The sequence below is a fragment of the Lysobacter enzymogenes genome, assembly GCF_900106525.1.
In the GTDB taxonomy this organism is placed as follows: Bacteria; Pseudomonadota; Gammaproteobacteria; order Xanthomonadales; family Xanthomonadaceae; genus Lysobacter; species Lysobacter enzymogenes.
The window spans coordinates 202,335-214,598 of sequence record NZ_FNOG01000006.1 but is presented as its reverse complement, the minus strand read 5'-3'; the positions used below and the strand labels follow the sequence as shown (position 1 = coordinate 214,598).

General features: G+C 63.2%; 12 protein-coding genes. All 12 read right to left on the bottom strand.

From position 1 onward, the window contains the following. Positions 1–41: 41 nt before the first annotated feature. The 12 genes from BLU84_RS16430 to BLU84_RS16375 all read right to left on the bottom strand — a co-directional run bounded on the left by BLU84_RS16430 (position 42) and on the right by BLU84_RS16375 (position 11,929). On the bottom strand, positions 42–1,130 hold the full coding sequence (locus BLU84_RS16430) for a TrbL/VirB6 family protein (RefSeq protein ID WP_074869675.1): 1,089 nt from the start codon (positions 1,128–1,130) through the stop codon (positions 42–44). A gap of 94 nt (positions 1,131–1,224) precedes the next feature. Then, complete coding sequence (locus BLU84_RS16425; protein WP_074869671.1) at positions 1,225–1,992, bottom strand: hypothetical protein; 768 nt, start codon at positions 1,990–1,992, stop codon at positions 1,225–1,227. 55 nt (positions 1,993–2,047) lie between these two features. Further along, positions 2,048–2,818, bottom strand: coding sequence for a hypothetical protein (locus tag BLU84_RS16420; protein ID WP_139175049.1), 771 nt, complete (start codon positions 2,816–2,818; stop codon positions 2,048–2,050). A 104-nt stretch (positions 2,819–2,922) separates the two neighbouring features. Continuing rightward, positions 2,923–5,376 carry a VirB4 family type IV secretion/conjugal transfer ATPase gene (locus BLU84_RS16415; RefSeq protein WP_074869665.1) on the bottom strand — a complete coding sequence of 818 codons (2,454 nt, stop codon included), beginning with the start codon at positions 5,374–5,376 and terminating at the stop codon, positions 2,923–2,925. A 120-nt stretch (positions 5,377–5,496) separates the two neighbouring features. Beyond that, positions 5,497–5,805: a VirB3 family type IV secretion system protein gene (locus BLU84_RS16410; RefSeq protein ID WP_074869661.1), complete on the bottom strand. Its 309-nt coding sequence runs from the start codon at positions 5,803–5,805 to the stop codon at positions 5,497–5,499. Beyond that, complete coding sequence (locus BLU84_RS16405; RefSeq protein WP_074869658.1) at positions 5,798–6,169, bottom strand: TrbC/VirB2 family protein; 372 nt, start codon at positions 6,167–6,169, stop codon at positions 5,798–5,800. The genes BLU84_RS16410 and BLU84_RS16405 overlap by 8 nt, the downstream gene beginning before the upstream one ends. A 200-nt stretch (positions 6,170–6,369) precedes the next feature. Further along, the gene (locus BLU84_RS16400; protein WP_074869653.1) at positions 6,370–7,170 is read right to left on the bottom strand and encodes a lytic transglycosylase domain-containing protein; all 801 of its coding nucleotides are present in this window, start codon (positions 7,168–7,170) and stop codon (positions 6,370–6,372) included. A gap of 146 nt (positions 7,171–7,316) precedes the next feature. Continuing rightward, the gene (virB11, locus tag BLU84_RS16395; protein ID WP_074869651.1) at positions 7,317–8,357 is read right to left on the bottom strand and encodes a P-type DNA transfer ATPase VirB11; all 1,041 of its coding nucleotides are present in this window, start codon (positions 8,355–8,357) and stop codon (positions 7,317–7,319) included. 36 nt (positions 8,358–8,393) lie between these two features. Continuing rightward, positions 8,394–9,626, bottom strand: a complete 1,233-nt coding sequence (locus BLU84_RS16390; protein WP_074869648.1) for a TrbI/VirB10 family protein — start codon at positions 9,624–9,626, stop codon at positions 8,394–8,396. After that, entirely contained in the window at positions 9,623–10,390 is a 768-nt protein-coding gene (locus BLU84_RS16385; RefSeq protein WP_074869646.1) for a TrbG/VirB9 family P-type conjugative transfer protein, read from the bottom strand. The genes BLU84_RS16390 and BLU84_RS16385 overlap by 4 nt, the downstream gene beginning before the upstream one ends. Next, positions 10,387–11,403: a VirB8 family type IV secretion system protein gene (locus tag BLU84_RS27945; RefSeq protein WP_074869643.1), complete on the bottom strand. Its 1,017-nt coding sequence runs from the start codon at positions 11,401–11,403 to the stop codon at positions 10,387–10,389. Before BLU84_RS27945 ends, BLU84_RS16385 begins: the two co-directional genes overlap by 4 nt. Positions 11,404–11,482: 79 nt before the next feature. Further along, positions 11,483–11,929, bottom strand: coding sequence for a hypothetical protein (locus tag BLU84_RS16375; protein WP_425479400.1), 447 nt, complete (start codon positions 11,927–11,929; stop codon positions 11,483–11,485). Between the last annotated feature and the right edge of the window lie 335 nt (positions 11,930–12,264).

Below are 12,264 nucleotides of genomic sequence, written 5' to 3'. Positions count from 1 at the left end.
CTCATAGGCTTTTGATACCAAACCCAGTCAAGACTCACTCGCTAATGCGGAGCTGCTTGGCCACCACGGGTCGTCGCATCTCTCGTCGCCGCTTCCCTCACGGGTGCCTGCGGCGGCGGCACATAACCAGGCGAGCCAGGGCGATAACTATTGGCCGCACCGCCACCACCACCACCACCACCAGCGCCACTCGAAGGCTGGAAGTTGTTATTACCGTAGTACGAACCCATCACGCCGTTGAAGAACATGCCCGCCATCGGCGGCGCGGTGATGATCAAGGCCGACAGGATCATGCCCAGACCGCCCTGCTGCAGAGCCATGTTCATCAAGCTTTCCGAACCCAAACCGAACTTATTGCTGACCCAGAACGCCGTGCCGACCGCCAAGGTCATGTCGATGGCGATCGTCGTCATCGTGATCAGCACCGACATCGTCATCAATGTGGCTATGCCGTAGAACAACCATTTTTGGAACAAGGCCTTGGTCTGGTCGAACAGCAGGCACAGGATGAAGAATGGACCGGTGCCGATGAACAGAGCCATAGCGATCTTGTTCAACATCATCGCGATCATGGACATGATCACAGGAGCACCGAGACCGACGCCAAGCATCGACATCGTCTTCTCCTTGGTCTCGTTCGTCATCAGGCTGTCGCCGACGTTGATCGAGTCCATCATCTCCAGGCCGACGGACATGACGCCGAGGATCTTGTCCATGTCTTCGTACGGACCGTCGCCCTCCTGATTGGAGACGGCCCCGCGGACCACGGTGGTCAGTCCGTCGGTCAGCGCCTTGTAGCTCTTCGCGCCTGTACCGGCCACCGACACTGCGATACCGACGATCAGCACCGTCTTCAGCGAGTTCACCACCAGCGCCATCATCGGTTCGCGCGACTGGCCGGTGGCGATGCGGAAGCCCTGGACGATGATCCACAAGGTGACCACGGTCATGGCGATGGCGCCGATGATCTTGCCGACGCGGTCGAGCAGGTTGTTCTGGAACTTGAGGATCATGAAGTCCAGGTGATCCTTGATCAGGGCGAAGAACGCCATCGCCGGCAGATCGGCCGCCTGCATATGCATCCAGTCCAGCAAGGAACCGGCCCCAAACGACACCATGTGAATATCCATACGCCTTCCGTCTCCGCCGGCCCGGGCATCTCCGCCCGGCCGCTATTGGTCCATTATTTCTGTCGCCCGCCGCGCTGCGAGCGCGGCCGACTTATTACAGGTCGCGCGAGCGGGCGACTTGCAGGCCGCCCTTCAACAGCGCGCCCTGGACGACCGACGAGCCGATGTTGCCCAGGATGTCGTCCTTGTCCTTCTTGTTCTTCAGCGCCTTCTCGGCCTGCGCGATCATGTCGTCGTTCAGGGTCTCGAGCACGGCGGTGTAGGCGTCGAGCAGGTACTTGCCGTTCTGGAAGTCGGCATCCATCTGCGCCGAGAGCTGGTTGGCCTGGTTGGTGTTCTTGACCACCTTGCCGTTGCCCTTGTCCGCGCTGATGCCCGAGCTGTCGTTGACCAGCTTCTGCACTTCCTTGTCGCGCTCTTCGACCTTCTTGAGCATATCGACCATCACGTTGAAGCGCAGATTGCGGATCTGGACGATGCGCTGGCAGATCTTGTACTGCTCGGTGGCGACGCCGCTCTTGCCCATCTGGCACAGCGTGTCCATGTCCTGGTTCGGGTCGCGCTTCTTCAGCTCTTGCATGTTGCTCTCGCGAAAGCCGGCGGCCGTCTTGAGATTGAAGTTGCCGACGTTCATCGAGTTGTAGGTATCGGTCAGCGTGCTGACCTGCTTCTTGAGCTCGGTCAGCTGCTGGATCAGCTTGGCCTTCTGCAGCTCCAGCTGGACCTTGTTCAACACCTGGGTGATTTCCGAGGCGAGGAAGGCATGCGCCGGAACCGGCGTCATCGCGGCGATGCCGACGGCCACCGACAGCGCCAGGCTCAGGACCGAAGCGGAAAAACGGGAAGAAGATTCGTGGTTCATGGTCGTTAGTCCTTTAAAGATTTGGATGAAGACGATCAGGAAAGTCCGAAAGCACTTACATGTCGCGCGACCTGGCTACCTTTAGCCCCGCGGACAACATCGCACCCTGTGCGATCTGACCAATGGCGTCCTTGCCGGTCTTCTTGTTAACCAATGCCTTGCTCGCCAACAAAGCCATCTCGCCGTCGATCGCTTCGAGCATCGACTCGTAGGCCTTCATCAGCGCAACGTTGTTCTGCATGTCGGTCTGCATCTGCGCGCGGATCTGCGCGATCTTGGCCGTGTTCTTTTCCAGCCGGCCGATGTTTTCCGCCGGGATGCTCTTGGAGTCCTTCTCGATGGCGCGGATCTCGCCGTCGCGCTTGTCCATGTCCTTGAACATCTTGACCATCGCGTTGTAGCGGCGATTGCGGATCTCCACTCCCTTGCGGCAGTACTTGAGCTGGTCTTCGGCGACGCTGCTCTTGCCCTTCACGCACATGCCGTCCATGCCGTAGGACAGGTCGCGCTCCTTGAGTTCGGCGATCTTGACCCGCTCGGTGCTGGTCAGATTCAGGCCGAAGTTGCCGATGTTCAACGACTCCAGGCGATTCTTCTCCTGGGTCAGCTGCTGCTCCATCTGGCGGATCTTGTTGATCTCGCTGGTGACGTTCTTGAGCAGCGTCGCCTGGTTGGCCCACTGGGTGCCTTCGGTGGCGCAGATGCCGACCGGATAGCCATAGACCAGATAACAAAACTGCGCCTGCGCCGGCCGCGGCAACAACAATGCGCCCGCGCCGAGCAGCAGCGCGAACAGCATGGGTGCGACGGAAGATTTGAGGTGCATCGGTCGATTCTCCTTTGGCTTCCGCCCCTTCTCCCCGGGGCGGATGACGTTACAACGCTCGCTGGTCCGTGCTGCCTTGAAACAGTTACCAATTCAAACCGGGATCACCCCCGCGAGGCGCGCCCTTCCGCGACCGCCTTGCCCTTGCCCGAGCCCTTGCGGTTGGCGTAGAAATCGGCCAGCCACTGGTCCGGGGTCAGGTCGTCCGGGCTCTTGCCGATCTTTTCGGCCGCCTCGCGCAGGACGCGGTGCATGATTTCGATGTTGTCGGTCGACGCCGAGATGACCGCCAGGGCGTCGTCCATGCCGCGCAGGTTGAGCTGGCACACCGTCGCCGCGTGGCCCTGCTTGACCAGGAAGCAGCGCGAACGCTCGTCCAGGCTCTTGACCACTTCGTACTCCGCGTCCGTCAGCTTGAGGCCTTCGATGTAGTCCTCGCGGCTGGCGTTCGGGTTCGGCAGCAGGATCAGCGTCGCGGTCTGTTCGATCAGCGAAGCGGAGATGTCGCTGGCCAGCGCATCTTCCGGGCTCTGCGTGGCGAAAATGCCCAGGCCGTTCTGCTTACGGATGGTCTTTTGCTTGTTCTTGGCGAATTCCTTGAGCGCCCCGCCGCCGTCCAGGATCTTCCAGAACTCGTCCATGACGTAGATTAGCGGGCGGCCGTCGATCAATTGCTCCAGACGGTGCAGCAAATAGTTGATGACCGGGACGCGCACCTCGATGTTGTCGATGACATCGGTGTAGTCGAACCCGATGATGTTCGCCTTCTCCAGGTTGATCGTGTCCACCGGATTGTCGAACACCCAGCCCAGCGAGTTGCCGGCGGTCCACTTGCGCAGGCGCGCATAGAGGCCGTCGTCGCCCATGTTGGGCAGGCTCTTTTGGAAGTTGGTCATGCTGCGCAGGTGCATCGGCGTGTCGAGGATGTTCTCGACCGCGCGGAAGATGTCTTCGTCTTCGCGCGCCGAATACTGCGGCTTGTTGGCCAGCACCTTGATCAGGTCGGCGAGGAACTGGACGTTGGTCTCGTTGTTCTCGCACTGGAACGGGTTGAAGCCGGTCGGCTGGCCGTTGTCCAGCGCCAGGTAGTTGCCGCCGCAGGCGCGCACGAAGATCTCGGCGCCGCGATCCTTGTCGAAGAAGAAGATCGTCGGGGTCGGCTTGAGCTTCTGCACCTGGCTGAGCAGGAAGTTGATCAACGCGGTCTTACCGGTACCGGACTTGCCGATCACCATGGTGTTGGCGATCGCCTTCTCGCCCAGCGAATTTTCGGCCGGATGGGTGGCGTGGAAATTGAAGTAGTACGGCTGGCCGTTGGTGGTCTGCAGCGTGGTCACGCTGTCGCCCCACGGGTTGTTGTGCTGCTTGCCGGTGGCGAAGTTGTGCAGCGGCGACAGGCCGAGGAAGTTCAGCGAGCTGACGTTGGCCATGCGCGTGCGGTACTTCCAGTTGCCCGGGAACTGCGCATAGAAGGACGCGGCGATCGCCATGTCCTCCTTGGCCGAGACGAAGCCGGCGTTGGACAGCTCGGCGCGCGCGGCGGCGACCTGGGCGGCCAGCTTTTCCTGGCTGTCGGCGTAGATGGCGAAGGTGAAGTGGTACTCGCCGAGCACGAAGTTGCCCGAGGCGAGCTGGTCCATCGCGTAGTCGAGCTCGACGATCTGGCTGACCGCCTTGTCGCCGGAGGACACCATCATGCCCTTGGTGCGGTCGAGCACCTTGAGCGCGTCCTGGCGTCCCATCGGGCTGAAGGAATGGGTGATGACGTATTCGAAGTTGAGGTACTTCAAACCGTTGAGGATGCCGGGATAAGTGCCCTCGGCATATTCCTTGACGTTCAAGATCGCGCCGAAATGGTTCACCCCGGTCGGCGTGGTCACCACGTAGTCGCCGCTCTTGGCCGAGAAGGTAAGACGGCTCACCGGCAGGTAGTTGTAGACCGGCGCGTTGAGCACCGGCACCGGCTCTTCCAGGCGGTTGAGCAGGTAACCGAAGAATTCCAGGGTTTCGGAAAAGACGATGCCGTTCTTGGCCTCGTACATGCCCAGGCGATAAGGCGCGTAGTCCTTGATCACCGCCTCGACGTTGCCGGCCAGTTCGATGACCTTGGCCACGGCCTGGTCCTGCTGTTCCTGCAGCACCTGCGCGTTGGCCGACTTTTCCACGAAACGTTTGCTGCCGGCCACCGGCCGGTACAGCATGGTCACGTACAGTTCGTTCTGCATCAGCTTCTGCGCCGACAGCGAGGCGTAGTAGCCGTCCGACAGATCCTGGTTGAAGACCTGCTGGAACTTGCTGTCGGTGCTGATGCGGCCGCGGCGGCGCACGTCGTGCACCCAGAACGCGACGTTGGTGAAGTCCGGCGCGCGCAGGGTCTGCAGCAGCCGGTTGAAGGTGTTGTGGCGGTGCTCGAGCTCCCATTCTTCGCGGCCCACGAACGGCAGGCCGCCCAGGCGCCAAACCAGCAGGAAATCGCCGCCGGTGGTCTTGATCACGGTGGGCGCCACGTGCGTGGACAGCGGAATGAATTCGCTGATGGGAGTATCGGGCGTGAACATGAAGAGGCTGGCGCTTCCGTGAAGTGGGAACGATCGGGGCATCGCGACCGGCCTGGGACTTAGGGTTCCCGGACCGGGTGCAGCCGCCGTGCGCCAGGCGCACGACGGCTGCGTTCAACATCAAGGCTTCTTGTCGCCCGGACTGCGATACGAATTGGGCGTAAACACCCACATGCCCTGGTGCTGCTGCAGGTTCCTCATCCTGAGCCGGAACTGCGTGCGCAGTCCGAGCAGGCGGAAGATCATCTCGTCGCGACGCGCCATCTGGCGCATGATCACGATGACGATGGGCAGCGTCACGATGCAGAACATGTCGACGTAGAACGTAAGGAGCAGGCAAGCGCCTGCTCCGAACGTGAAGGGCACGTACGGCACCCCGAGGAACATCGCCGGGCGAGTACAGCCCCGGAACAGCACGTTCTTATGCATAGTTCTGCAGAACGGCCATCACCATGCCGGTGGTGTCGACGCCGACCTTGTCGCCGATCAGCATCTTGGCCAGCTGGCCGGCGGCGCCGATCAGGAAGCCGCCGATCAGGACCGGGGCGACCTCGGACAGGCGCTTGTGGGCGAACGCGATGCCGTAGCCCGCGAAGATCACCGCGATCGTCACGATGGCGATCGACGCGATGTTCAGCAGCGAGTTGAGGTTGTTCATGAAGCCGGAGACGCTCTTCTTGGCTTCGGCGGCGGTCTGAGCGAAGCCGACTTCCGGCAGCATCAGCAGGACGGCGAAGACCGCGGCCATCAGGAACGCGGACACGAAGTTCTTGACGTAGATGTTGGAGTTCATGAGATATCCCTTCTGTTCGTTGTGGGCGAAATCGAGCTTGGAACGTAGGTAACGCGGTCGGTGGAGAAATGCGGTTCTAGTTCGTGTGGAGCTGACTGCTGGTTGAGGCGAAACGTACTGGCTTGATGCGAAAAAGTGGCTGAGACTCTGGCGAAAAGGTGCTGCGAAAGCGCGAGGTCGGGCTAGGGCCGGCGACGACGCTAAAAAACGAAGGCCTGGTCGCCCTGCGAAGGCGGCTTGGCCGGCGGCGCCCGCCCGGCGGCCGCGGCCGGGGCGTGCACCATGGAAACATTGACCGGCGCCTGCGGCAGCGCCGCGGCCAGATTCGCCGCGGCCGGCATCGGCTGGGCGGCGGACAGGACGCGGGCCGGCATCGGCGCGGCGATCGCGGCGGCCGACAGCGCTGCCTGGGTGGCGGCGGTATCGGGTTCGCGCGCAGTGAGCGGTTCGGCGCGGGCGACCGTGCTGCGACGGCCCGGCGCGTAGGCGGCCGGGGCCGCGGCGGCTGCGCCGCCGGCCTTGGGATTGTCGATCACGGCGATCGCGCCCATCTCGGTCGCGCCGGCCTGGCCCTTGCGCATCGAGGCGTAGATCTTCTGCACGTAGCCGTGGCGGAAACCGGTGACGAAGTTGCCGGAGTAGTAACAGCTGAAGGACTTGCCCCAGTCCTGAGAGCGCTGGTAGCACTCGGCCAGGATGCGCGAGCCGGCCTGCAGGTTCGGGCAGACGTCGAAGGCTTTTTCGTAGGAATCCAGGCCGTACTTGCCGAGGTTGTAGCGATTGACCTGGGCGACGCCAATGGAGAAGTTGTAGCCGCGCCGCTCGAGCATGCGCACGGTCGCGACCGCCTCGGGCAAGGTCTTGGGCTGGCGCACGAGGCGTCCGCCGACCACGCCGATGGCGTAAGGGTTGAACGACGATTCCACGCGCACGACGTGATGCATCACTTCGTGCGGAACCGCCAAGCCCGTGCAATTTGTAAGTTCGATCCCGGGCAACATTCCCTAGCTCCCCCCGTCCGCCAACCTTGGCGTCACTCCCCGTCCATTATAAGGATGGATAGCGCCCAGGCTGCGAACCCAGGCCGCCAACGTTATCATTCACATTCCAGCCAGCTTTGTCAACGACACCCGGTTCGACGGCCGTCTCAGTTCGCCGCCAGCTGCCGTTCCGGGCTGAAGTCGATGCCGGTGATGAAGCGCTGCCCTGCGTGGGCCTTGATGTGGACGACGATGTCGATCGTCAGCATCAACAGGCGCTTGATCACCGCGAACTCCAGACCCGACCCCTCGGCCGACGCCTTCACCATCAGCGAGAGCTGATCCCAGGTTTGCGCCGTGCTGCCAGCATGACAGCTGGTGATGGAACCTGGATGACCGGACGCGCAGTTACGGATGAAGTAGAACGATTCGTCGCCGCGCAACTCGGCCAGGATAATGCGGTCGGGCTTCATGCGCAGGCAGGCTTCCATACAACTCTTCGCCGTCACGTTGCTCGTGCTTTGTCCACCTTTCGAGTAGAGCAAGTGCACGACATTGGGCTGAGTGATGAACAGCTCGCGCGCGTCTTCGATGGTGACCAGGCGTTCGTAGTCGGGAATGTGACCGACCAGCGATTTCATGAAGGTGGTCTTGCCGCTGCCGGTGGCGCCGGCGACGACGATGTTCTTCTTGTACTGCACCGCTTTCTTGAAGAACTCGGCGTAGTTGCGCTGGGCGCGGATCTCCAGCAGTTCCTTGTCGTGGTCGGTGATGCTCGCCCCCGACTCCAGGATCTGCTCGAAGAAGCCGTCATCCTGATACTGCTGCAAGGTCTTGCTGTGCTTGGACGGCAGGCGGATGGTGATGGACACCTTGCCCGCGTCAATGGCCGGCGGAATCACGAACTGCGCGCGCTGCCCGGTCGGGAAGGTCAACGAGACCACCGGGTCGGCATCGGTGATGCGCTGACCGGTGTTGCTCTCGTTGACCACCGCGGTGCAGAACTGCCGCGCGCGCTCGAACGTCAGGCTCGGGACATCGATGCGCTGCCAACCGCTGCGGGTTTCCAGGTACAGCTCGCCCGGGCGGTTGATGCAGATTTCCGTAACGTCCGGGGAGCTCATGTACTCCAGGATGCCGAGCACCTGGTACTGATAGTCCAGGAAGTCGTTGGAAACCTGCGCGATGGGTGAATTATCCGAATCCATTGCCTGTGACTGTTCTGCCGGTTGCGACGCTGCGGATCAACGCAGGACCGAGGAGAAGTCCACGTCCTTGGCGACGTAGATGTTCACGATCGTGCCCTGGTTGACGGTGATGGTCGCCGGGCGGCTCACGCTCTTCTCCAACGCCTGGTTGGCCAGCCGCTCCATCGCCTTGGCCGTGTTGCTCTCGTACGGCTCTGTGATGGTGGTGCCGCCCTGGGTGACGGTGGTGCTTTCCGGGCCGTTCTTCGCCGCCGCGTACTTGAACGCGTCGCTGATCAGGCTGATCAGCAGCGCCGAGGCGATGCGGCTGCCCCAGTGCGCGTCGTACTGGCCGGGAATGCCGGCGCCGCCGAGGTTGTCCACGCCCGGGCTGGCCATGTTCACGTCCAGACCGGTCGGGGTGGTGATGCGGTCCCACACAACGGCCACGCGCTTGATGTCGGTGTTGTTGTTCTGGTAACGACCGGACACCTTGGAACCCTTCGGCAGCAGCAGGCGGCGGCCGTTGACCGAATAGATCGGCTCGGTCACCACGCAGGAGCTGAAGCCCGGCACGTCGGTGACGATGCGGGTTTCCATCACGCAGCGGATGTAGGTGCCGCGCAACAGCAGCGTGTCGGGGTTGTACAGCGGCTGGGCCGAGGTGACCTGCTCGCGCTCGACCTTGGTCGGAGCCTGGCCGCCGCCCTGCTGCTGAGCGATCAGCGACTGCAGATAGGCCTGGTCGCCGGCAGGAATCTCGCTGCCGCCTTCCCCGCCGCTGGCGGCGCTGCCGCCTTCGCCGGACATGCGGCGTTCCAGCAGGCTCGGACCGCGCTCGCGCGGTTCGCCCATCGCTTCATCGCCGCGCGGACGATCGTCCTGCGCCGGCGGCGGCGCCATGGCGATCGGCTCCACCGGCACCGGCTGCGGCGGCAACGGCGGCAGCGGCGGCGGCTGGGTGGTGACCGGCGCGTCGGGCACGCTGATGACTTCTTCGTCGACCTTCGGCGGCTTCTGCTCGCTGGTGGTGGCGCTCTTGAGCAGGAAGAACGCGGCGATCAGCAGCAACAGCACGATGCCGCCGAGGAACAGCAGCGCCTTGCGGTTCATGCGCTGGACGTCGGCGGTCTTGAGCGTGGGCGCGTTGGCGTCCAGGTCCGGCGCCGCGGCGCCGCCCTGCTGCTGGCCGTAATAGGGGTTGGCGCCGGCGTAGCCGTAGCTGCCGCCATCCTGCGGAGTGCCGTTGTCGGGCTGGCCCGGCTGATTGGGAGGCATGTTCTGGCTCATTTCTGCTTCTTCCTGCGCAGACCGACGACGTTGTTGCCGTGACGGATGATCAAGTAGGGATACGTGCCGTGCACGATGATGGTGTTGCCCTCGACCGTGGTGTTGACCACGAAGTCTTCGCTGCCTTCACGCTCGCGGCCGAACACCGCGGGGAAGTTGCCGGTGGGCAGATCCTTCAGCGCGTTGATCTTGATATAGGTGAACTGACCGTCGTCGTAGACGTTGGTCGGCACCAGCCAGGACTGCTTCTTGCGACTGGAGAACTGGTAGTCGAAGTTGTACAGCCGGTTCTTGTCGAGCGTGGTGTTGAGCTCGGCGGAGGCCTGCTCGCTGCTTTCCTTGGCCGCGGAGAACTCGGTGCCGTTGGGGTACACGAACTTGATCTTGTACTGCACGCCGGCCTGCTTGGCCTGCTCCAGCACGCGCCAGTCGGTCGCCACCACCTTCAGTTCCAGGATGTACGAGTGCGTCGTCGTCCGGATCATCATGTTGGTGTCGACGTCGACGTTCTTCGGCTTGAGATAGAAGATGTTGTCGCGCCGGCTGAGGTCCCAGCCGCTGCTGAAGCCGGTGCTGTAGTCGAGGATGTTCTCGCTCGGGCTCAGCTCGATCTGGGTGGTGATGCCCAGGCCGGTACGCACCTGATAGATGCGGTTGGCTTCGTATTCGTATTCCTGCACCACCTGCGCCGAAGCAGGCAGGGCCAGACCGGAGACCGCCAGCAGCAACAGGGCGGTCAGGCTTTGTTTACGCAAGCAATTCATCGGGTGCTGACTCCATTCGCAGTACCGGTCGGTGCAGGTGCAGGTGCCGCCGCCGGCGCGCCGGCCGGATAAGCGGGATTCGGGGCCGGCGCGACGCCGGGCTGCGGCGCGGCGCCGGGTTGCGCCGGCGCGACGCCGGGTTGCGGCGGAACCGTGCCGGGCGGATAAGCCGCCGGCGCAGCGGCCGGGATCGGCTGGCCGGTCGCCGGATCGATCGCCTGCGCGGGCGGCGCCGCGGCGGGCGCGGCGGCCGGCGCGCTGCCGACCGGATAGTCGGCCGGCGGCGGCGGTGCCGGCGCGTAGTCGTTGTCGACCCGGTAGTTGCTGACCTGGAAGCCCAGCGGATTGAGGACGCGCTTGTCGTCGTCCATCTTCAGGTTGGACTTGTAGGTGTATTCGATCGCCGCGATCTTGCTGTCCATCGGCTCCTGGCCGCCGCTCTCTTTATTGAAGAGGCTGCGCTGGAAGCGGACGGTGGCGCTCTTGATCTCGGAGTCGCCGCTGTGCAGCTGGATGCTGAGGATGCGCACGCGGATCGTCTTGCCCTTGCCGAACAAGTTGATCGGATTCTGCGGGTTGGTGCTGGAGTAGATGTTCGAATAGGCCTTGGTCACCTGCGGGCTGGCCATGGCGAACACCGTCGACCAGTCGCGGTCGCCGATCTGCGAGAAATCGTAGGACTCTCGCGCCATCACGAAGTGCGAGATGTTGCTCTTGTTGATCGCTTCGTTGGCGGTGATGCTGTTCTTGCTGAAGTCGTCGCGCAGGCGCGCGACCGTGGCCTGTCCGGTGTAGGCGTCGGCCATGACCAGATAGGGCACCTTTTCCTTGAGCGGCAGGAAGTAGAAGTAGCCGCCGGCGAGGATCAGCGCCATCACGATCGCGGTGAACGCGACGATCCAGGCGCGCTTCTCGCTGCGCCGCGCTATGTCGGCGACGGTGACTTCGTAATTGACCGCCTTGGCGACCGCGTTCTCCACTTGCGGAGTAACGTTCTTGTTCTTTCCGAACATCTGTGCTGCATCCCCTGGGTTTGCGCTGTACGGCGGGGCGGGCGCGCGCCCGTCCCGCCGTCGTTGCCGCGGACGGCGGTTACGGCGCCGGCGCGGCCGTTGCCGCCGAGCCGACCGACCGCACCACGATCTGCTCGCCTTCGCGGCTGATCGACACGCCGTGGCCCGCGTAGGCGCTGTTGAGCTGCGACACCGCGTCGGGCAGGCTGGTGGTGTTGATCTGGGACACGCCCTGGAACAGGGTGAAGTCCGAATAGTGCTGGTAATCCAGCTTCAGACTCGCGTCCTTCGCCCAGCGGGTGAGCATGTTCTTGAGCGTGCCGTCCATCGGCGACGGGTAGTACACGTAGGACTTGTGCAGCGGAATCTCGTCGGGAACCTCCGCGTAGCGGTTCACCGGCTTCCAGCGGCCGCCGAAGTCCGGCGCCGGACGAGTGGCGCAACCCGCGAGGCCGACCGCCAAAGCGATCGCGATCCACAGACGCGGGCTGGTTGCAATTGAATTTCTCACGCTATCCCCTGCCATAGGTTGATCTTGTACGCGCAGTCGTCCGGTGGATGCCGCGGCGCCGGCCATTGGGCCATGCGCGCGTGGCGCCCGCGTTGCGGTTATCGGAATTGCGGCGGCCAAACCCGGGCCGACCAAACTGAGACATAGGACACGCCCTGCGAACGAAGGCGTGCAAGTCCTGCCCCCTTCTCGCAAGGCAGCGACTGCATGACCGCGCCGGACGCGCGGCTCACGTAGATCGTTCTGTCCATGAACTCCCCATAGAAAACTACGGCTCTCTCCCGACCGCCTTAGCGGCGCTCGTCGTCAAAGAGTAGACCGAAGCTGAAGCTTACGACAAGAGCGGGTGA